Raw genomic sequence first — 20,888 nt, 5'->3', positions numbered from 1 at the left:
TTTCGGGCTTTTTTTATTTTATAGATAAATTAAAACTTCCACTGTGCCGAGATTGAAGCATTTAGTGGCTCACCTGGTTGAACCCATAAATCGCTATAGCTTGAGACATAGTAGGTTTTATCAAACAGGTTATTTACATTGAGCTGATAGCGTAAGCGGTCTGAAGGGGCATAGTAACCATTTAAATTGACCAGCGTATAACTTGGTAAATTAAAGCCATTGTCTAGGTTATGTCCACTGCGCTCACCGACATAGGTAAGATTGGCACCTACACCTGCTTTTCTTGCACCTTCTTGTAGAAACTCATAATTGGTACTTACAGCGCCTTGGTGTTTTGGAACATTGCTTAGACGAGCGCCTTTTGCCAAGTCTTGGTCTTTTTCAATTTGAGCATCGGTATAGCTATAGTTGGCATTGATGAACCAACGGTCAGTGATCTGGCTATTTAAGTCAAACTCAATTCCTTTACTGCTCACTTCACCTGCTGCGGTTTGAAAGTTACTGTCGATTGGATCTGTCGTCAGTACATTCTGCTTTTTCATTTTAAACAAAGCGAGACTAAGCACACTTTGGTCATTCATTTTATATTTGGTGCCGACCTCGTAGCTTTCGCCTTTTTCAGGAGCAAAAGTCTGGCCATTTCGGTTCATACCACTATTCATGGCAAATGAGCGGCCATAATTGGTATAAAACGCCCATTGGTCAGAGGCTTTAAAATTTACTCCAAAACGCGGACTATTTTGGTGAAGCGTCTGATTATTTTCGGTTTGTTTTATATGGTTTTTAAAGTCTTGTTCGACCTGATCAAAACGGTTGCCAAATAGTACACTCCATTGGTCATTGAAAAAGATCTGATCTTGAATATTGAGTGCAAAATAGCGTTGGCGCTCTTTGGTGTTGGTAAATGGATCTAAGCTAGGTAAATATTTGCCGTATTCAGGTTGGTAGATATCAATTGTGTTTGTTGAGCTTGTGCTGTGATTGCGACGAAGCTGGTTTTGCTTATAGTCGAGTTGACCAAGCTCGGTTGAAAGTAAAATTTCATGACGTCCCCAAGACGTATTAACCTTGCCAAGTAACTCTGTCTGAGCCAGAACATCTTCACTTGTATAGTCACGATAGCGACGTTGACGCTCTAAAGTACGACTATCGGCTTGCATACGTCGTGGTTCAGTTGCAAAGCCGACCATTCTGGCGTCTTTATAGCTGACTGCACTGTTTAGTTTCCAGTCAGGGTTAAACTCGTGACTAAGACGTAATTGGTAAAAGTAATCTTTTATTTTCAAATCGCCATCGTCAGGTTCACCTGTAAATGTTTTCGGGTCCATCACAAACTCATGATTGACTGTACTTACACCACGGTCAAAGGTTCCTTTGTGCTCAGTAAATTCACTATCAAAGTCGAGTTGCGTTTGGTCTGAAATTTTCCATGTGAGCTGTGGTGAAAAGAACCAACGTTGACTACTGACATGATCACGAAAGCTTTGATTATCTTCGTGAGCCACTGCTACACGATAGGCCAGTTCATCATTTATAGGCGCAGTATGTTCCAGACTGATTCGATATTGTTCTTGGGTATTGGCACGTAGGTTAAGTTCACTTTCACTTTCCCATTGTGGTTTTTTACTATTGAGGTTAAGTAAACCTCCTGTTTCGCCGCGGCCATATAGCGCCGCCATTGGTCCTTTTAAAAACTCTAAAGATTCAATATTTACTACATCTTTTGGAGCACTAATTCCTCGGTTAACACTCAGACCGTTTCGAATCATAGAGGCACCTAAATTTGGGTCGCCACTAAAACCTCGGAAAGAGTAGTTATCCCAAAAGCCGCCCCCATAATTGTTTTGATGAAAAACTCCGCTCACTAAAGTTAATGCATCATCAATCCGTTGAACGTCTTGTTGTTCCATTATTTGTTTAGAAAGATAAGCACGGTTAAAAGGGACATCTAAAACATCGTGAGTAAATTTAGTTGCCGAGCTATTTTGGCTCACATCTTCTCGGGTGCTTTCGGCCTGAACACGTATGGTTTCTAGTACCGTTGACGTGTCCTCTCCCCAAGTGAGTGTCGATATAAATGATAGACCTAACGAAGACAGCAATCCTAATTTGTGTCGCATAAATAATCAGCCATAAAAAGACAAAAGGAATTAAATGTAATAGTATAACGTTACATTATTTTGTTGATTACCGCTATGTCTATAGAAAAAAATATTGAACGTTTACAGTCGATTGATGCTTTACGCGGTCTGGTCATCATTATTATGTTGCTCGACCATGTAAGAGAAACTTTCTATTTACATAAACAGGTTACCGATCCAATGGACGTAACAGTAACAGAACCCGCTTTATTTGGCAGTCGATTATTGGCCCATATTTGCGCTCCAGTTTTTGTACTTTTAACGGGTATTTCTGCATTTTTATTTCAATCAAAAAAACAAGATTTACAGCAAACACGTGCTTTTTTATTAAAGCGCGGCTTATTTTTGATTGCACTAGAGCTCACGCTGGTGAACTTTGCATGGACAGCAACTTTTCCACCCGAAGTCATTTATTTACAGGTGATCTGGGCGATTGGTATTAGCATGGTGGTGCTAGCGTGCTGTGTAAGTTTGCCTTTGCCTGTTCTTGCGGGCGCAGGTTTGGTTATTATTTTTGGGCACAATTTATTAGATTCAGTACATTTCTCACAAGGCATCCTACAGAATATATGGTTCGTTTTACATGAACGTGGCTGGATTGAATTTGCGGGTATTAAGCTTCGCACAAGCTATCCAGTTTTACCTTGGATTGGCGTGATTTTATTGGGCTATGCGCTAGGTCAGTTCTTTAGTTCAAAATATTCAGCAAAGCAAAGAAGCCGCACTTTACTTAGCCTTGGTTTAGTAAGTATTGGATTGTTTGTTTTACTGCGTTTTATCAATGTCTATGGCGACCAGCCGTGGCAACATTTTGAGTCATTACAACTTAGCCTTATGAGCTTTTTTAACCTCACTAAGTATCCACCGTCTTTATTATTTATTTTGCTGAATGTTGGAATTGGCTTGATTGTGCTGGTGGCTTTTGAGCGTATGCAGCAATATTCATTCCTAAAACCCTTGGTGGTGTTTGGCTCGGTGCCTATGTTCTTTTACTTACTGCATTTATATGTGTTGAAACTCATGTATGTGTTTGCACTCAGTGTGTGGGGAGCTAACTACGGAAACTATTTGTCGGTCAATCATGTGTGGATGCTATGGTTAATCACGATTGTGTTGTCTTTTGCACTCTACCCAGCGGTTAAATGGTTCTCGAAGTTCAAACATCAAAACAAACATATTTCGATTTTAAAATATTTCTAATTTTTAAAACGTGAGTAAAGCGAGTTCAATGGAGCTTCGCTTTACTTGCTTACATCTAAATATAAAGTTTCTTTCACTTCTTCCATGACCACATAACTGTGTGACGATGCCGAAGCGGGGAGTTTCTTTAGCAGATCCCCTAATAAGCGGCGATATGCACTCATTTCTTTTAAACGCGCTTTTACGAGGTAGTCAAATTCGCCTGAAATAAGGTGACATTCAAGCACTTCAGGAATTTCGACTAAGTCTCTGGCTACCTGATCAAACACATCGCCAGATTTGGCAGATAACTTAATTTCTAAAAAGACCAGCAGGTTACGGTCCACAAAGGCTGGGTTTAGCCGTGCGTAATAACCCATGATAATGCCATCGCGTTCAAGGCGTTTTACACGCTCCGAACAGGGGGTGGTCGACAGGTTAACTCTCGATGCCAATTCACTAATCGCAATTCGTCCTTCACGCTGCAAAATGTCCAGAATCATGCGATCTATACGATCTAAGGGGCGCATAGATATTTCCTCTTTTTTTTAAATTCTCGCGAGAAAAACATAAATTTACCTAGATTATAGCCTGAAAAACAGTGAAATAAACTATTGAAGCAGAAATATACTAGTTAAATAAACTGGTGTGCGTGAGGGAATGGAAATGCGCGTAATTGTTTTAGGTAGCGGCGTTATTGGAGTGGCAAGTGCCTATTATCTAGCTCAACAAGGAGCTGAGGTCACTGTTCTTGACCGTCAGTCAGGTCCTGCTGAAGAAACAAGCTTTGGTAATGCAGGTCAAATTTCGCCAGGGTATTCGACCCCTTGGGCAGCACCAGGAATCCCTTTTAAAGCTGTGAAGTGGATGTTCCAACATCACGCACCGCTTGCGATTAATTTAGATGGCAGCATGTGGCAGTTACAGTGGATGGCGCAAATGCTAAAAAACTGTAATCCACAAAGTTATGCTGTGAACAAAGAACGTATGATGCGTGTGGCTGAATACAGCCGTGATTGCTTACGTGAACTTAGAAAAGATACAGGCATTAATTACGAAAACCGTGCAAAAGGCACGTTGCAGTTATTCCGTAAAGAAGCGCAAATGGAAGCGGTTCAACGCGACATTAGTGTGCTACAAGAATGCGGCGTAAGTTACGAATTATTAAATGGCAATGAGCTTGGTCGTGTAGAGCCAGCTTTGGCAAATGCACAAGATAAACTGGTTGGTGGTTTACATTTACCAAATGATGAAACAGGTGACTGTTATTTATTTACCAATGCTTTAGCTCAAATTGCTAAAGAGTTGGGTGTTAACTTCCAGTTTAACCAGAACGTAGAAAAATTGATTGTTGAAGGCGATGAAATTAAGGGCGTTCAGGTCAATGGTAAGGTCTTAACCGCAGATCGATATGTTCTAGCGTTTGGTAGTTATTCACGTGATTTCTTGAAACCACTCGATCTACAGTTACCTGTATATCCTGTCAAAGGTTATTCGTTGACGATTCCTATTATTGACCCTGCTTTTGCTCCACAATCTACAGTGCTTGATGAAACCTACAAAATTGCGATTACTCGTTTTGACCAACGTATTCGCGTAGGTGGAATGGCAGAGTTAAGCGGTTTCAATTTAGGTCTGAACGAAGACCGCCGTGCAACCTTGCAAATGGTTACTCAGGACTTGTTCCCGGGCGGCGATATGGCACAGGCATCTTTCTGGACGGGTTTACGTCCAATGACACCAGACAGTACACCGATTATTGGCGCAACTCGCTTTAAAAATCTGTTCTTGAATACAGGTCACGGTACTCTAGGCTGGACGATGGCGTGTGGTTCAGGAAAATTAATCAGTGACATCGTATTGAATCACAAGACTGATATCAGTACCGATGGCCTTTCAATTCAGCGTTATTCACACGCGCATGCTGCATAACGGACGTTAGGAAAGTAATCATGCCTCGTCCTATTACCGCAGTCATCCACCGTCAAGCCTTACAAAACAACTTGGCGGTGGTACGCAAGGCTATGCCAAACAGTAAGGTCTTTGCCGTTGTAAAAGCCAATGCTTATGGACACGGAATTGAACGTGTTTATGAAGCGTTTAAAGCAGCAGATGGCTTTGCCTTACTTGATCTTGATGAAGCAAAACGCATTCGTGCTTTAGGTTGGACAGGTCCAATTTTATTGCTCGAAGGAATTTTCTCTCCTCAAGATTTATTTGATTGTGTGCAATATCAACTCAGTTTCACTATTCATAGTGAAGCGCAAATAGAGTGGGTTCAAAAACATCCTTATCCTGCTCAATTTGATGTTTGCCTAAAAATGAACAGTGGTATGAACCGTCTTGGTTTTAAACCACAACACTATGTTCAGGCTTGGGAACGTTTAAATAACTTGGCAAATGTGTCCAAGATTACGCACATGATGCATTTTTCAGATGCAGATGGCGATCGTTTCGGACAGCAGGGCATTGATTATCAAATTACTGCATTTGAAGAAATTATTAAAGATTTACCGGGTGAAAGATCGGTAAGTAATAGTGCGGCAATTCTGCGTTATCAAGACCAGCTCAAATCAGATTATGCCCGTAGCGGCATTATGCTCTATGGCAGCTCGCCAGACTACCCGACGCATAGTATTGCTGATTGGGGCTTGCAACCCACCATGAGCTTACGCAGTGAAATTATTTCCGTTCAGTATTTAGAGCCGAATGAAAGCGTAGGTTATGGCTCAAACTTTGTCGCAGAGCAGCCCATGACGATTGGGATTGTTGCTTGCGGCTATGCTGATGGTTATCAACGTATTTCACCAACAGGTACGCCTGTTTTAGTGGACTCAGTCCGCACTCGCACAATTGGTCGTGTCAGTATGGATATGTTGGCAGTCGATTTAACGGGCATTGAAAATGCCAAAGTTGGTAGCGAAGTGGTGCTCTGGGGCCAATCAAGTACAGGTGTTGTTTTACCTATTGATGATGTCGCAGTTTCTTCCGGTACGGTGGGCTATGAACTGATGTGTGCTGTCACCGCCCGTGTTCAATTTATTAATCAGGTATAAGGAAATCCGAATGTCGAATTCAGATATACAAAAGATCAATACTAACGAAGTCATGAGTGCCGTGACTGTTTTTAACAAAGTGGTTTATCTATCAGGTCAGGTGCCTAAAAATACCGAGCAAGACGTGGCAGGCCAAACTCGTGAAATTCTTGCAACGATTGATGAACTTTTGGCATTAGCCAATACCGACAAATCTCGCTTGCTCTCTGCACAGCTCTATTTGAAAAATCTTTCTGACTTTTCAACCGTAAATGCAATTTGGGTTGACTGGTTAAAAGGGTGTGTTGCTCCATCGCGTGCCACAATTCAGGCCGATTTGGTCAATCCAGATTGGTTAATTGAAATTGCCGTGACGGCAGCACAAAAGTAATTCGTTTTTACTCCAAAAATGATGATGTATCTAACAGAAGGAAGATAGATACGGTTTAACCAGTCATTTTTGGTGAACAGATTCAGTGACCTATGGCATACGGTTCAATTTTCGCCGTAGGTTGCTGATCTTAACAAAGGAATTCAAAAAGGAATTTTAATATGACAACGGCTCGTCATTCAGATACGGAAAATTCTCCTGATCATCTGCAACGAAAACTGTCTAACCGTCATTTACAACTGATTGCTATTGGCGGTGCAATTGGAACCGGCCTATTTATGGGTTCGGGCAAAACTATCTCCCTCGCAGGTCCTTCAATCCTTTTGATCTATATGATTATTGGAGGAATGTTCTTTTTCTTAATGCGTGCAATGGGCGAGTTGCTCCTTGCAAATCTGCATTACAAATCTTTTGTTGATATGGCTCATGACCTGATTGGTCCTTGGGCTGGTTATTATTTGGGCTGGACTTATTGGTTAGGTTGGGTGCTGGTGGGTATTGCGGACCTTTCAGCAGTCATTAACTATTTAGGTTTCTGGCTACCTGACGGTGCAAGTTTCTCACCAATACAGCAAGCCATGATTAGTGCAGGTTGTGTGTTGTTTGTGATGGGCCTTAATCTACTGACAGTACGCCTATTTGGTGAAATCGAATTCTGGTTTGCGCTGATTAAGATCTTAGCGATTATTGGTCTGATCGGAGTGGGTGGCTACATGATTTTCAGCCATTTCCAAGCTCCGCAAGGCGCTGTTGCAAGTATCAGTAATGTCTGGTCGCATGGCGGTTTATTCCCGAAAGGTACAGAAGGCTTCTTGGCAGGATTCCAGATTGCTGTATTTGCTTTTGTCGGGGTGGAACTTGTAGGTACAACGGCTGCTGAAACGAAGGACCCACAAAAGAACTTACCGAAAGCAATTAACGCGATTCCAGTACGTATTATTTTGTTCTATGTATTGGCACTGTTTATTGTGATGTCGGTAACACCGTGGGATCACATTCGTGCAGACAAAAGTCCGTTTGTTGAGTTGTTCTTAAATGCGGGTATTCCGGTTTCAGCCATCATCATGAACTTAGTTGTACTTTCTTCGGTGATGTCTTCAATGAACAGCGGTGTGTTTTCAACCAGTCGTATGTTGTTTGGATTATCAAAAGATGGTCAGGCACCGGGTGCATTTGGTCGTTTATCAAAACGCGCAGTCCCTTCAAATGGTTTGATTTTCTCTTGTACTTTCATTATGGGCGGAGCGGTGCTTCAGTACTTTGTTCCAAACACGATGGAAGCATTTACTTTGGCAAGTTCACTTTGTGTGATTCTATTCATTAGTGTCTGGAGTCTTATCATGGTGTGCTATTTACGCTACCGTAAATTACGTCCTGAATTACATGAAAAATCAACATTCAAAATGCCAGGTGGCGTTTGGATGAGTTATGTTGTTTTGGCATTTATGCTTTTCACTTTAGTCATCTTGGCATTAGAGCCAGATACATTGAAAGCTCTATATGTCAGTCCAGTATGGCTGGTCATTTTAGGTGTTACCTATCATGTGCTCTATAAACCACGCATGAAAAAACTAGGACGTGAACTCGTCAACGATCATTAAGTTTTATTAAAAAGCCAATCAATCATGATTGGCTTTTTTTATTTTTATTAGATTTTTTATCGGAATAATATTGTTTATTTTTGGATCAATAGAGCAGTTTGGAGAGTATTGAAAAAGTACATATAGCAGGATCACATGCTACACTTCGGCTAATCTGGAAACCCAGATTGATTAATTAAAATTGCCGTGAAGGCAGTACATAAATAATGTGACTTAAAAAAATCAGGACAAACGATTTATCAATTAAGGAAAAAATATACTTGAACATCTTGTCCTGAGGTATAGACTCAGCAACCCACGATATACGGTTCGTTTTTCTCCCTATAGGTTGCTGATTTAAGTTAAGCAAAATATAAAAAGGACTTCTAATATGACAATGGTTCATCATTCTGATGAGGCAAGCTCCCCTGATCATTTACAACGGAAATTAAATAATCGCCATCTACAAATGATTGCAATTGGCGGTGCAATTGGAACCGGCTTATTTATGGGCTCGGGCAAAACCATCTCCCTCGCAGGTCCTTCAATCCTCATTATCTACATGATAATTGGTGGCATGTTCTTTTTTCTGATGCGTGCATTGGGTGAACTACTGCTTGCCAACTTACATTACAAATCATTTGTCGATATGGCTTATGATTTGATTGGACCATGGGCTGGCTACTATATCGGCTGGACCTATTGGTTAGGCTGGGTACTGGTCGGTATTGCTGATTTGTCTGCGGTCATTAACTATTTAAGTTTCTGGCTGCCCGAAGGCGCCAGTTTCTCACCCATGCAACAAGCCATGATTAGTTCAGGCTGTGTACTATTCATTTTAGGGCTTAACCTTCTTACCGTTAAGCTATTTGGTGAAGTTGAATTCTGGTTCGCACTCATTAAGATTTTGGCCATTATTGGCCTGATTGGAGTCGGTGGTTACATGCTCCTCACTCATTTTCAAGCTCCGCATGGTGAGGTTGTGAGTGTAAGTAATGTGTGGTCGCATGGCGGCATATTTCCAAAAGGCGTAAGCGGATTTTTGGCAGGTTTCCAGATTGCCGTGTTTGCTTTCATTGGTGTTGAATTGATTGGTACAACTGCTGCTGAAACGAAAGATCCAGAGAAGAATTTACCGAAGGCAATTAACGCGATTCCTGTACGTATTATCCTTTTCTATGTGTTGGCACTCTTTGTGGTGATGTCAGTAACACCTTGGGATCACATTCGTGCAGATAAAAGTCCATTTGTTGAGTTGTTCTTAAATGCAGGTATTCCTGTTTCAGCCATCATCATGAACTTGGTCGTACTGTCTTCAGTGATGTCTTCAATGAACAGCGGTGTGTTTTCAACCAGTCGGATGCTGTTCGGTTTATCAAAAGATGGACAGGCACCGAGTGCATTGGGGCGTTTATCAAAACGTGCCGTACCTTCAAATGGTTTAATCTTCTCATGTATTTTCATTATGGGTGGGGCAGTGCTTCAGTACTTTGTTCCAAACACGATGGAAGCATTTACTTTGGCAAGTTCACTCTGTGTGATTCTCTTTATTAGTGTATGGCTTCTGATCATGGCATGCTATTTACGTTACCGTAAGTTAAGTCCAGAGTTACATGCTAAATCGACCTTTAAAATGCCGGGTGGGGTGTTGATGGCGTATGTTGTCATTGCATTTTTCCTGTTCACTTTGGTGATTTTGGCACTCGAGCCAGATACATTAAAAGCGGTATACGTGAGTCCACTATGGTTGGTGGTTTTAAGCGTGACGTATTTTGTGTTCTATAAGCCACGCATCAAAAAATTAGACCAAGAACTTGTTTGATGAACTATAAATGATTTTAAAAAAGCCAATCGATCATGATTGGCTTTTTTATTTAGGTTCTTTAATCAATCAACAAATGTTGATATTTATCGGCTTGTTTGCGTAGATAATCCCAAACCAATTTAATGCGCGGTTCATGTTGTAAATCAACAAAAGTCAGCATCCAAAACGTATGGGTAAAGCGAACTTGTTGCTCTAGCACCTCTTCAAGTTCCGGTTTATCATCTGCCAAAAACTTGGGCAAAATCGCAAGTCCTGCGCCAGCACTCACCGCAATTTGCTGGGCCAAAATACTGCTGCTACGGAAGTTAGCATTCAGTTTTAAAGGGAGTCGTTCTAAACAGTACAACTCGGGGCTATACACCAGATCATCAATATAGTTCACAAATCGATGTTGGGTTAAATCTTCTAAGGCTCGAATAGGCGGGTTTTGGGCCAGATAGTTTTTGCTACCATAAATTTTTAAACAATAATCTGATAATCGCGTAATGATGTAAGGGCCAGACGTAGGACGATCAATTGACACCACAATATCTGCCTCACGGTGTGAAAGCTTAATCATTTTTGGCACTGGAATTAAGTCGATGGTGAGTAGTGGGTATTGAATCGAGAACTCAGCCAGTAAGCGAGCTAAAAACGCAGTACCAAAGCCTTCAGGTGTGCCAATTCGCACACGACCTTGCAAAGGTTGATGTGGTTTTTCAATTTGTAAGAAAGCTTGTTCCATTTGCTCAACTCGAGGAACCAGTGCCATTCCTTCGAGTGTCAGCTCATAACCCGTCGCTTCACGCTTAAACAGCGTTGTACCCAAAGCAAGTTCTAGGGCCTGAATCCGTCTAGCCACCGTACTGTGCTCGACACCAATAATACGTGCAGCATTGGTCAAGGTTTTAGTCCGAGCTAAAACCAGAAAAAAATGTAGATGATCCCAATCCACTTTCATTTTTGTTGTCATCCTTGTGCATATTTGCACAACAATCGTGCATGAATTTCCGTTGGTGGTCAAAGTTTTCTTTGCTAGTCTCAATTGAAACTGGAATAAAGAAAATACATAGATAAGTATTTTCTAATAATTGAACACAATAAAAATATGGCCTACGGAGAGGTTATGAACACAATCCAAAAAATCGAATTGGAAACCGCTAAATTACTCATTAACGGAAATTTTATCGAATCTGAAACAGAGGAATGGCAAGACATTATTAACCCTGCGACTCAGGAAGTGATTGGTCGTGTACCATTTGCAACGGTTAAAGAAGTTGACGCTGCTATTCAAGCTGCACAAGATGCTTTTGCTTCTTGGCGTCAGACTCCAATTCAGGCACGTATGCGCATCATGCTCAAGTTACAAGACTTAATCCGTGCCAACATGAAAGAAATTGCGCAAGTACTAACGGCTGAACAAGGTAAAACCTTGGCAGACGCTGAAGGCGATATTCAACGTGGTCTAGAAGTGGTTGAACATGCCTGTTCGGTCGGCACTTTGCAAATGGGTGAATATGTTGAAGGTGTTGCACGTGGTGTAGACACTTACACATTGCAGCAACCTTTGGGTGTTTGTGCAGGTATTACGCCGTTTAATTTCCCAGCCATGATTCCACTTTGGATGTTCCCAATGGCAATCGTGTGTGGCAATACATTTGTTTTAAAACCATCAGAACAAGACCCGTTATCAACCATGATGCTGGTTGAGCTTGCGATTCAAGCAGGTGTTCCAGCAGGTGTACTTAACGTTGTGCATGGTGGCAAAGAAGTGGTTGACCGTTTGTGCACACATAAAGACATTAAAGCGATTTCATTTGTAGGTTCAACTGCAGTTGGAACACATGTTTATAACCTTGCAGGCCAACATGGTAAACGCGTCCAGTCGATGATGGGTGCAAAAAATCATGTTGTGGTCATGCCTGATGCCAATAAAGAACAAACCTTAAATGCTCTAGTCGGCGCAGCGTTTGGTGCAGCAGGGCAACGTTGTATGGCATTGTCGGTTGCAGTGATGGTGGGTGACAGCAAAAAGTGGATTCAAGAGCTAGTCGAAAAAGCGAAAACCTTAAAAGTAAACGCAGGCCATGAGCCAAATACTGACATTGGCCCAGTCATTTCAAAACGTGCTAAAGCGCGTGTGCTTGATTTAATTAATAGCGGTGTTGAGCAAGGGGCAGAGTTGCTACTCGATGGTCGCGATGTTCAAGTACAAGGTTATGAGTCAGGTAACTTCGTGGGGGCAACGATTTTTAGTGGCGTAAATACCGACATGCGTATTTATAAAGAAGAAATCTTTGGTCCAGTTCTTTCAATTATTTGTGTAGATACCCTTGATGAAGCGATTGCGCTTATCAACGCCAACCCATTTGGTAACGGTGTAGGTCTATTTACCCAAAGCGGTGCGATTGCACGTACTTTCCAAAACCTCATTGATATTGGTCAAGTCGGTATCAATATTCCAATTCCTGTGCCAGTGCCTTTCTTTAGCTTTACGGGTTCAAGAGGTTCAAAACTGGGTGATTTGGGACCATACGGCAAACAGGCTGTGCAGTTCTACACTCAAACTAAAACTATTACCAGTCGCTGGTTTGAAGATAGCCATGAAGTTGGCGGTGTAAATACAACAATTAGTTTACGTTAAGGGGATCACGGATGAATATCGCCTTTATCGGTCTAGGCAATATGGGCGGCAGAATGGCTCATAACCTACTTAAAGCCGGACTCAATGTTTATGGATATGACCTCAGTGAAGTTGCGATTCAGCACTTTGCCGAGGCAGGTGGTGTGGTCTGCGACAGCCCGCAGGCAGCAGCAAAACAAGCTGATGTGGTCATTAGCATGTTGCCTGCGGCCAAGCATGTTAAAGAAGTTTACTTGGGTGAAAATGGTGTTTTAGAAGTGCTAAAAGCAGGTAGCTTATGCATTGATAGCAGTACCATTGACCCACAAACCATTAAAGACATTGCTGCTGTTGCGCATAGTAAAAATATTAAAATCTGTGATTCACCCGTCTCTGGTGGAACCATTGGTGCTCAAGCAGGAACCTTAACCTTTATGGTGGGTGCCGATGATCAAACCTTTAACGAAGTAAAACCTGTGCTTAGCCACATGGGCAAAAACATAGTTCATTGTGGTGATGTCGGTGCAGGTCAAATTGCCAAAATCTGCAATAACCTGATTTTGGGTATTTCAATGGCTGCTGTTGCCGAAGGTATGGCGCTGGGTGTGAAGCTAGGTATTGACCCACAAGCATTGGCAGGCGTCATTAACACTTCAAGCGGTCGTTGTTGGAGTTCGGATGTATGTAACCCATGGCCACATATTAATGAAAATGCGCCAGCATCTCGAGGTTACCAAGATGGCTTTGCAACTCAGCTGATGCTAAAAGATTTGGGTCTTGCAGTAGAAGCGGCAGGCCAAGTCAAACAGCCAGTCGTATTAGGTGGCATGGTGCAACAGCTGTATCAGCAAATGTGCATGCGTGGTAATGCCAATCTCGACTTTTCGAGCATTATTCAGCAATACCTGCCACAAGAGGCATAACGGTAAAGCCAAAGGATGGCTTTAAACACATTAAACCCTGTCGTGAATAACAACAAATCCGGACTGAGGGAAAAGATATGATGGATTATCAAAATGCTGCACAGACTTTCGATTTGGAAAGCACTGCAAAACAGATGTTATCAGGTTCACTTGATGCCTTAAATGCTTGTTATGAATGCTGTGATCGACACGCAGATGGCGACAAAATTGCACTGTATTGGCAAGGAAAAGATGGACGAAAAGAGCAATATACCTTCCGTGAATTAAAAGAGTGGTCAAGTCAGTTTGCCAACTTTCTAAAATCACAAGGTGTAAAAGCTGGCGACCGTATTTCAGGTCTATTACCAAGAACACCCGAATTGATCGTGACTATTTTTGCAGCTTGGCGAATTGGTGCTGTCTATCAACCACTATTTACTGCATTTGGCCCAAAAGCGATTGAGCACCGTATTCAGCTTGCACAAAGTAAGCTGGTGGTGACCGATACGGGCAACCGTAGCAAGCTTGATGAAATTGAAAATTGCCCTGCAATTGTGACGGTGGCCGATGCACAAGGTACTCCGCTTAAAGCAGGTGATTTTAACTTTTGGAATGAAGTAAAACAGCAGTCCGATCAATGCGATCTGGTTATGCGTAGTATCCAAGATACTTTCTTATTGATGTTTACTTCAGGCACTACAGGTCCAGCTAAACCATTGGAAGTGCCATTAAAAGCACTAATTGCCTTTGGTCGATATATGCAAGATGCCATTGGTTTAACCGAAGAAGATTCATTCTGGAATATTGCTGATCCGGGTTGGGCGTATGGACTCTACTACGCGATTACTGGGCCGTTATTCTTGGGTCACGCTACTTTGTTCTATGAAGGTGGTTTCAGCACAGATAGCCTATGCCAAATTGTGAAAGATTATAAAGTTAACAACTTGGCAGGTGCACCAACGGCTTACCGTATGATGATGGCGGCTGATCCAGCACAAATGGCGCCGTTAAAAGGGCAGTTCCGTGTAGTGAGCAGTGCCGGTGAACCACTGAATCCAGAAGTAATACGCTGGTTTAAACAAGTGCTTGATGCTCCGATTTATGACCACTATGGGCAAACTGAAGTGGGCATGGTGGTGTGTAATCATCATGGCTTGAAACATGAAATTCATGCTGGTTCAGCAGGTTTCGCAAGTCCGGGCTATCGCGTTGCTATTGTCAATGAACAAGGTGAAGAACTTCCGCCAGATACACCGGGAATTTTAGCAGTCGACATTAGTCAGTCTCCAATGATGTGGTTCGGCGGCTATAAAGAAAGCCGAAAATCGCCTTTCGTTGGTCATTACTATTTAACTGGCGACACTGCTGAGCTTCATGCCGATGGCAGCATGAGCTTTGTTGGTCGTAGTGATGATGTAATCACTACATCGGGCTATCGTATTGGGCCTTTCGATGTAGAAAGCGCACTACTCGAACACGATGCTGTGATTGAAGCAGCAGTGATTGGTGTGCCTGATCCGGACCGTACCGAAGTGGTTAAGGCATTCGTAATTTTAGCTGCGGATGCTCAACCTTCCGATACACTTGCTGAACAACTCAGCCAGTTTGTTAAAAGACGACTTTCTGCACATGCTTACCCACGTTTAGTTGAATTTGTGAGTGAATTACCTAAAACTCCAAGTGGCAAAATTCAGCGCTTTTTATTGCGTAATCAAGAAATTGCTAAACAACAAGCTAAAGCAGGGTAAAGGAAATAATAATGCAATTTACCGAAGAACAATTACTCATTCGTGATATGGCGAAAAGTTTCGCCCAAGAACAAATTAAGCCTCATGCTAGCGATTGGGATCGAGACGGGACATTCCCGAAAGAAACCTTGGCTCAAATGGGGCAACTCGGTTTTATGGGAATGCTTGTTCCAGAGCAATGGGGTGGTTCTGACACGGGTAACTTGGCATATGTACTGGCTCTTGAAGAAGTTGCGGCAGCAGATGGCGCAACCTCAACCATCATGAGCGTACATAACTCGGTTGGCTGTGTGCCTATTTTAAAATTTGGTACTGACGAGCAAAAAGAGCGCTTTTTAAAACCTTTGGCGCAAGGTGAAATGATCGGCGCTTTCGCCTTAACTGAACCACATACTGGCTCAGATGCGGGAGCCATAAAAACCCGAGCAGTGAAAGATGGCGACGATTATGTTTTAAATGGTGCAAAGCAGTTTATTACCTCTGGTGATAATGCAGGTGTCATTATTGTGTTTGCCGTGACCGATCCGAGCGCGGGCAAAAAAGGTATTAGTGCCTTTTTAGTCCCACGCGAAACACCGGGCTATGAAGTGATTCGTGTTGAAGAAAAACTGGGTCTGCATGCTTCAGATACCTGCCAGATTGCTCTGACCGATGTGCGCATCCATAAAAGCTTAATGCTGGGTAAAGAAGGCGAAGGCCTGAAAATCGCTCTTGCCAATTTAGAAGGTGGCCGTATTGGTATTGCGGCGCAAGCAGTCGGTCTAGCACGTGCGGCACTCGAAGAAGCAACTCGCTATGCCAAAGAGCGTATTACTTTTGGAAAACCAATTTTTGAGCATCAAACCATCGCGTTTCGCCTTGCTAGTATGGCAACTGAAATTGAAGCAGCGAGACAACTGGTTCACTACGCTGCGCGTTTAAAAGAAGCAGGTCAACCGTGTCTCAACGAAGCTTCAATGGCTAAGTTATTTGCTTCAGAAATGACTGAGCGTGTGTGCTCGAGTGCGCTACAAGTGTTTGGTGGCTATGGCTATCTCAGAGATTTCCCAATTGAACGTATTTATCGTGATGCGCGTATTTGTCAAATTTACGAAGGTACGAGTGATATCCAGCGTTTAGTGATTGCACGTAGTCTATAAAATCAGAACAAGGAATAAGTAATGCAGTGGCAAAGTATTTTATTAGAAAAGCGTAATGGGGTTGGACTGATTACATTAAATCGCCCTCAAGCGCTCAATGCCTTAAACAGTGAATTAATTAGTGAAATTAATCAGGCATTAGATCAGCTCGAAAAAGATCGTGAAATTGGCTGCATCGTATTGACAGGCTCAGAAAAAGCTTTTGCCGCAGGAGCTGACATTAAAGAAATGGCTGATTTGGCATTTCCTGATATTTATTTAGATGACTTTTTTCATCTTGCAGACCGTATTGCACAGCGCCGTAAACCTCTAATTGCAGCGGTGAGTGGCTATGCATTGGGTGGTGGCTGTGAGTTGGCGCTGATGTGTGATTTTATTTATTGTGCTGATAACGCCAAGTTTGGTTTACCCGAAATCACTTTAGGGGTGATTCCGGGTATTGGTGGCACACAACGCTTAACCCATGCGATTGGTAAAGCCAAAGCAATGGAAATGTGCCTTACCGCTCGTCAAATGGGTGCTGTAGAAGCAGAGCAAAGTGGTTTGGTTGCACGTGTGTTTACTAAAGAACAATTACTTGAACAAACCTTGCAAGCCGCTGAAAAAATCGCAGCACGCTCTTTAACTGCAAACATGATGCTTAAAGAAACCATTAACCGCGCTTTTGAGGTGAACCTCACTGAAGGCTTACGTTTTGAAAGACGTATGTTCCATTCAATATTTGCAACATTTGACCAAAAAGAAGGAATGCAGGCGTTCGTTGAAAAACGAAAACCAAATTTTAAAAATCAGTAAGAGATCAATAAAATGAATACAGAAAATCACTTAATGATTGAGCAACAAGGTAAGTTGGGCATGATTACCTTAGACCGTGTGACTCATCTCAATGCATTATCGCTAGATATGATTAAAAGTATTGGTGCCCAATTGGAACTATGGCGAAATGATGCTGCTGTTCAGGCAGTGTTAATTAAGTCAAATAGCCCAAAAGCCTTCTGTGCAGGTGGAGATATTCGCTATCTCTATGACAGTTATAAAAATGGCACGGCCGATTACAAGGGCTACTTTAGTGCCGAATATAAAATGCTAAATATACTGCGTGAATATGAAAAGCCAATCATTGTTGTGCTTGATGGCTATGTATTAGGTGGTGGTTTTGGCTTGGCTCAGGCTTGCCACATTGTGGTGAGCAGTGAAAAATCCAGATTTGCCATGCCTGAAACAGCGATTGGCTTTTTCCCAGATGTTGGTGCAACTCATTTCCTTTCTCGCCTTGATGATATTGGTGTTTATATGGCCATTACGGGTGAGCAGATCAGCAGTAGTGATGCGCTTTACCTCGATTTAATTGACTACCATGTGCCAAGCGAGCAGTTACAAGCTTTGCAAGATGCTCTCGTTGACGCGCCAAGTTTAAGCAAAGAGGGAATTGAACGCATCATTACCCGATTTATTACTCGCCCTGCCGAAAGTGAACTCAAACAATTGGCGGAAGGTATCCGTAAACACTTCGGATATCAGCATTTAGATGAAATCGAGCAAAGTCTTGAAAATGAACAAGATGAAAGCTTAAAGACTTGGGCAAACAAGATGCTCAGCATTCTGCAGCAACGCTCATTTATTGCCAAGCAAACCAGTTTAAAACTGCAACATTTAGGTCGAGGGCTCTCTTTACCTCAGTGCATGCAGCTTGAACGTGATTTACAGGATATCTGGTTTGAGCACGGTGACTTTATTGAAGGTGTCCGCGCTCTCATTGTCGATAAAGACAAACAACCACAGTGGCAAGAACGTAATTCGAAATTTGAGCCAATTTTAGAAAAATTGAGCTAAACCGAATTACAAAAATATAAAAAGCTTAAGGAGAAAAAGCGAGACCTGAAAATGCTTATGGTCAGGGTTGGTCATAAGCATAAAAAAGATAAAACAAGAAAATCTAAAAAGGATATTACGATGCAATCAATACATGGAAACGGTTCAAATACTAAAAAGTCGTCACATCGATTAGCAGGTATCTCTAGCATGGTCGGCACCACCATTGAGTGGTATGACTTTTTTATTTACGGTGCGGCAGCAGCGCTCATTTTTAATAAGCTATTTTTCCCAAATCTAGACGCACTTACCGGCGTGCTTGCCGCATTCGCAACCTATGCCGTTGGATTTATTGGAAGACCATTAGGCGGCTTAGTCTTTGGTCATTTTGGTGACAAGATTGGCCGTAAATCGATGTTGCTACTGACCTTGATGCTCATGGGGATCCCAACCGTACTGATTGGCTTATTACCGACTTATGAATCAATTGGATATTGGGCCGCGATTGGTTTGGTTGTCTTGCGATTCATTCAAGGTATGGCAATGGGCGGTGAATGGGGCGGTGCTGTACTGATGGCCGTTGAACATGCTCCCGAAGGCGGTAAAGGGTTCTGGGGAAGTTTGCCTCAAGCCAGTACAGGTGGTGGCTTAATGCTAGCCTCAATCGCGTTGGGTCTGGTGTCGTTATTACCTGAAGAAGCACTGTTTAGCTGGGGTTGGCGTTTACCATTTCTTGCCAGTATTATTTTACTGGCAGTAGGTTGGTATATTCGAGTAAAAGTGCCAGAGTCACCAGATTTCGAAAAAGTAAAACAACAGTCTGAAGAAGTCAAAGTTCCTGCTTTACAGGTTTTTAAAAACCATCCAAAGCAACTCATCACCATTATTTTGGCTCGCGCAGCTGAGAATGCATGGTTCTATATTGCCTCAACATTTACATTGGCTTATACCACTGCACAACTTGGAATTCCACGCCAAGACATTTTATTTGCCACCATTTGCGGCGCAGCCGTGATTTTATTTATGACGCCGTTATGTGGACATTTGTCAGATAAAGTCGGCCAACGCAATATGTTTATGTTTGGCCTATGCATACTGGCGCTTTACTGCTATCCATTTTTTACCATGCTCAATACAAAAGATCCAGTATTAGTGTGGACAGCAATTGTTTTAGCAATTGGCGTTGTGTTCCCAATTATGTACGCACCACAAGCTCAGCTTTTTGCCCGTCAATTTCCGGCAGAAATTCGATATAGCGGAATCTCGATTTCGGTACAGTTGGCTGGTGTATTAGGTGGTGGTTTGGCACCGATGATTGCTACTAAATTGTTGAGTGTCGGGCAGGGTAATCCATATCTAATTATGCTTTATATTGGAAGTATGGCTGTAGTCGCAATTATATCGACGTCATTTATGCCTTGTGATAAAAGCTTTGTAGTAGATACGCATCATACAAACCCTAAAAATTTAAATCTTAATACGAATGCTTCAGATCATTCTTGAGCTATTTGGAGAATAAAGGCCTAAGTTTTTCTTAGGCCTTTATTGAGGTAAGCTTAAAATTAAGATAATGACGATATATAGCTGTTGTAGAGATGAGATTGGTTTTTGTACGAATATATTGTATCAGGGGTGAAGTGGCTTTTTTCCAATCAAATGCGTTTTGATTTTTTGTCCAAGTAGATGAACCATTAAACCTAGCATCACAACAACAGAACCAAGCCATTGCCAGTTATTTAAATGTTCATCTAAAAAAATATTGGCAAAAATCATACTAATGACAGGAACCCATAACGAAAGTGGGCTAATCTTGGCTGCTGGATAACGTGTCAGCAAATAAATCCATAAACCATATCCAATAATAGTTGCGAAATAAGCTAAGAAAGCAGCAGCTCCCAAACCACGCCATGTTAAGGCGTGCCAGTCTACAACGACACCTTGCCAACCTGTATCTTGGATAGCGAATAATAAAAACCAAAGAGGAGTAAGAATATTTCCCCAAACGACTAACCCGATTGGATTAATGGACCCCATTCGTTTTATAACAATATTTCCACATGCCCAAGAGAATGCTGAACATAAAACGAGTATCAAGCCTAATAAAGGGATATGACTATGCTGTTGACCTAATGCAATCAGTAATAGTCCTAATGATGCGATAACGATTGCTAGCCATTGATTCCAAGATGCTTGCTCCTTAAGAAGAAATACAGCAATCATCACTGTAAAAAAGGCTTGTGATTGAACAACTAAAGCAACTAGCCCAGTAGGCATACCTGTGGCAATAGCACTAAACATAAAGGCAAATTGAGAAAAGTTGCTAATAAACCCATATGCCAAGAGCCATTTCCATCCGACTTGTGGAATACGAATAAAAAGTAGAGCGGGGATTAGAACTAAAATATAGCGTAAACATCCCAACATCATGGGGCTAATTTCACTCACACCAACTTTCATAAAATAAAAGTTAATACCCCAGATGAACACCACTGCAAAAGCAGCGAGTTTATCTTTCAACAACATGTGCTTATTCC

The 20,888-nt window shown here is 42.1% G+C and carries 17 protein-coding genes; 13 read left to right on the top strand and 4 right to left on the bottom strand.

Annotation, left to right across the window (positions count from 1 at the left end; translation table 11 throughout):
• Positions 1-29: 29 nt before the first annotated feature.
• Positions 30-2,120, bottom strand: a complete 2,091-nt coding sequence (locus H7R46_RS18095) for a TonB-dependent receptor (protein WP_213034484.1) — start codon at positions 2,118-2,120, stop codon at positions 30-32.
• Between the two features lie 75 nt (positions 2,121-2,195).
• Here H7R46_RS18095 and H7R46_RS18090 point away from each other — a divergent pair, with 75 nt between their 5' ends.
• Entirely contained in the window at positions 2,196-3,341 is a 1,146-nt protein-coding gene (locus H7R46_RS18090; RefSeq protein ID WP_086260848.1) for a DUF1624 domain-containing protein, read from the top strand.
• A gap of 41 nt (positions 3,342-3,382) precedes the next feature.
• Here the strand turns inward: H7R46_RS18090 and H7R46_RS18085 are convergent, their stop codons facing one another.
• Positions 3,383-3,850, bottom strand: a complete 468-nt coding sequence (locus H7R46_RS18085) for an Lrp/AsnC ligand binding domain-containing protein (protein ID WP_005804788.1) — start codon at positions 3,848-3,850, stop codon at positions 3,383-3,385.
• 136 nt (positions 3,851-3,986) lie between these two features.
• Here H7R46_RS18085 and H7R46_RS18080 point away from each other — a divergent pair, with 136 nt between their 5' ends.
• The 5 genes from H7R46_RS18080 to H7R46_RS18060 all read left to right on the top strand — a co-directional run bounded on the left by H7R46_RS18080 (position 3,987) and on the right by H7R46_RS18060 (position 10,148).
• On the top strand, positions 3,987-5,252 hold the full coding sequence (locus H7R46_RS18080; RefSeq protein ID WP_086260849.1) for a D-amino acid dehydrogenase: 1,266 nt from the start codon (positions 3,987-3,989) through the stop codon (positions 5,250-5,252).
• A 20-nt stretch (positions 5,253-5,272) separates the two neighbouring features.
• Complete coding sequence (gene alr / locus H7R46_RS18075; RefSeq protein WP_086260850.1) at positions 5,273-6,376, top strand: alanine racemase; 1,104 nt, start codon at positions 5,273-5,275, stop codon at positions 6,374-6,376.
• A gap of 10 nt (positions 6,377-6,386) precedes the next feature.
• Positions 6,387-6,746, top strand: a complete 360-nt coding sequence (locus H7R46_RS18070; RefSeq protein WP_000071347.1) for a RidA family protein — start codon at positions 6,387-6,389, stop codon at positions 6,744-6,746.
• A 161-nt stretch (positions 6,747-6,907) separates the two neighbouring features.
• Entirely contained in the window at positions 6,908-8,347 is a 1,440-nt protein-coding gene (locus H7R46_RS18065) for an amino acid permease (RefSeq protein WP_002118023.1), read from the top strand.
• 370 nt (positions 8,348-8,717) lie between these two features.
• Positions 8,718-10,148 carry an amino acid permease gene (locus tag H7R46_RS18060; protein ID WP_032063564.1) on the top strand — a complete coding sequence of 477 codons (1,431 nt, stop codon included), beginning with the start codon at positions 8,718-8,720 and terminating at the stop codon, positions 10,146-10,148.
• 61 nt (positions 10,149-10,209) lie between these two features.
• Here the strand turns inward: H7R46_RS18060 and H7R46_RS18055 are convergent, their stop codons facing one another.
• On the bottom strand, positions 10,210-11,091 hold the full coding sequence (locus tag H7R46_RS18055; RefSeq protein ID WP_002118070.1) for a LysR family transcriptional regulator: 882 nt from the start codon (positions 11,089-11,091) through the stop codon (positions 10,210-10,212).
• Between the two features lie 165 nt (positions 11,092-11,256).
• Here H7R46_RS18055 and H7R46_RS18050 point away from each other — a divergent pair, with 165 nt between their 5' ends.
• From H7R46_RS18050 to H7R46_RS18020, 7 genes are all read left to right on the top strand, one after another.
• Positions 11,257-12,774 carry a CoA-acylating methylmalonate-semialdehyde dehydrogenase gene (locus H7R46_RS18050; protein ID WP_057077405.1) on the top strand — a complete coding sequence of 506 codons (1,518 nt, stop codon included), beginning with the start codon at positions 11,257-11,259 and terminating at the stop codon, positions 12,772-12,774.
• A gap of 11 nt (positions 12,775-12,785) precedes the next feature.
• Positions 12,786-13,676, top strand: a complete 891-nt coding sequence (gene mmsB, locus H7R46_RS18045) for a 3-hydroxyisobutyrate dehydrogenase (protein ID WP_057077404.1) — start codon at positions 12,786-12,788, stop codon at positions 13,674-13,676.
• A 77-nt stretch (positions 13,677-13,753) separates the two neighbouring features.
• Complete coding sequence (locus tag H7R46_RS18040) at positions 13,754-15,403, top strand: AMP-binding protein (RefSeq protein ID WP_086260851.1); 1,650 nt, start codon at positions 13,754-13,756, stop codon at positions 15,401-15,403.
• 11 nt (positions 15,404-15,414) lie between these two features.
• Positions 15,415-16,542, top strand: a complete 1,128-nt coding sequence (locus tag H7R46_RS18035) for an acyl-CoA dehydrogenase family protein (RefSeq protein ID WP_086260852.1) — start codon at positions 15,415-15,417, stop codon at positions 16,540-16,542.
• Between the two features lie 21 nt (positions 16,543-16,563).
• Positions 16,564-17,337 carry an enoyl-CoA hydratase gene (locus tag H7R46_RS18030; protein WP_086260853.1) on the top strand — a complete coding sequence of 258 codons (774 nt, stop codon included), beginning with the start codon at positions 16,564-16,566 and terminating at the stop codon, positions 17,335-17,337.
• Between the two features lie 12 nt (positions 17,338-17,349).
• Complete coding sequence (locus H7R46_RS18025; protein WP_086260854.1) at positions 17,350-18,375, top strand: enoyl-CoA hydratase/isomerase family protein; 1,026 nt, start codon at positions 17,350-17,352, stop codon at positions 18,373-18,375.
• Positions 18,376-18,495: 120 nt separating this feature from the next.
• Positions 18,496-19,857 (top strand): MFS transporter, encoded by a 1,362-nt coding sequence (locus H7R46_RS18020; protein WP_002118019.1) that lies wholly within the window; start codon positions 18,496-18,498, stop codon positions 19,855-19,857.
• A gap of 123 nt (positions 19,858-19,980) precedes the next feature.
• On the opposite strand, the gene H7R46_RS18015 is transcribed toward H7R46_RS18020, so the two are convergent.
• The gene (locus H7R46_RS18015) at positions 19,981-20,877 is read right to left on the bottom strand and encodes an EamA family transporter (protein ID WP_005071928.1); all 897 of its coding nucleotides are present in this window, start codon (positions 20,875-20,877) and stop codon (positions 19,981-19,983) included.
• Positions 20,878-20,888: the final 11 nt, after the last annotated feature.

Source organism: Acinetobacter sp. BEC1-S18-ESBL-01 (genome assembly GCF_014169935.1).
GTDB classification, from domain to species: Bacteria; Pseudomonadota; Gammaproteobacteria; order Pseudomonadales; family Moraxellaceae; genus Acinetobacter; species Acinetobacter pittii.
This window is presented reverse-complemented; position numbering and strand designations above follow the sequence as displayed.

Excerpts from the sequence above, each read along its gene's own strand:
- H7R46_RS18040 (WP_086260851.1), top strand. The coding sequence starts at position 13,754 with ATGATGGATTATCAAAATGCTGCACAGACTTTCGATTTGGAAAGCACT.
- H7R46_RS18080 (WP_086260849.1), top strand. The coding sequence starts at position 3,987 with ATGCGCGTAATTGTTTTAGGTAGCGGCGTTATTGGAGTGGCAAGTGCC.
- alr (WP_086260850.1), top strand. The coding sequence starts at position 5,273 with ATGCCTCGTCCTATTACCGCAGTCATCCACCGTCAAGCCTTACAAAAC.
- H7R46_RS18050 (WP_057077405.1), top strand. The coding sequence starts at position 11,257 with ATGAACACAATCCAAAAAATCGAATTGGAAACCGCTAAATTACTCATT.
- H7R46_RS18025 (WP_086260854.1), top strand. The coding sequence starts at position 17,350 with ATGAATACAGAAAATCACTTAATGATTGAGCAACAAGGTAAGTTGGGC.
- H7R46_RS18070 (WP_000071347.1), top strand. The coding sequence starts at position 6,387 with ATGTCGAATTCAGATATACAAAAGATCAATACTAACGAAGTCATGAGT.
- H7R46_RS18015 (WP_005071928.1), bottom strand. The coding sequence starts at position 20,877 with ATGTTGTTGAAAGATAAACTCGCTGCTTTTGCAGTGGTGTTCATCTGG.
- mmsB (WP_057077404.1), top strand. The coding sequence starts at position 12,786 with ATGAATATCGCCTTTATCGGTCTAGGCAATATGGGCGGCAGAATGGCT.
- H7R46_RS18095 (WP_213034484.1), bottom strand. The coding sequence starts at position 2,120 with ATGCGACACAAATTAGGATTGCTGTCTTCGTTAGGTCTATCATTTATA.
- H7R46_RS18055 (WP_002118070.1), bottom strand. The coding sequence starts at position 11,091 with ATGAAAGTGGATTGGGATCATCTACATTTTTTTCTGGTTTTAGCTCGG.
- H7R46_RS18035 (WP_086260852.1), top strand. The coding sequence starts at position 15,415 with ATGCAATTTACCGAAGAACAATTACTCATTCGTGATATGGCGAAAAGT.
- H7R46_RS18065 (WP_002118023.1), top strand. The coding sequence starts at position 6,908 with ATGACAACGGCTCGTCATTCAGATACGGAAAATTCTCCTGATCATCTG.
- H7R46_RS18030 (WP_086260853.1), top strand. The coding sequence starts at position 16,564 with ATGCAGTGGCAAAGTATTTTATTAGAAAAGCGTAATGGGGTTGGACTG.
- H7R46_RS18060 (WP_032063564.1), top strand. The coding sequence starts at position 8,718 with ATGACAATGGTTCATCATTCTGATGAGGCAAGCTCCCCTGATCATTTA.
- H7R46_RS18085 (WP_005804788.1), bottom strand. The coding sequence starts at position 3,850 with ATGCGCCCCTTAGATCGTATAGATCGCATGATTCTGGACATTTTGCAG.
- H7R46_RS18090 (WP_086260848.1), top strand. The coding sequence starts at position 2,196 with ATGTCTATAGAAAAAAATATTGAACGTTTACAGTCGATTGATGCTTTA.
- H7R46_RS18020 (WP_002118019.1), top strand. The coding sequence starts at position 18,496 with ATGCAATCAATACATGGAAACGGTTCAAATACTAAAAAGTCGTCACAT.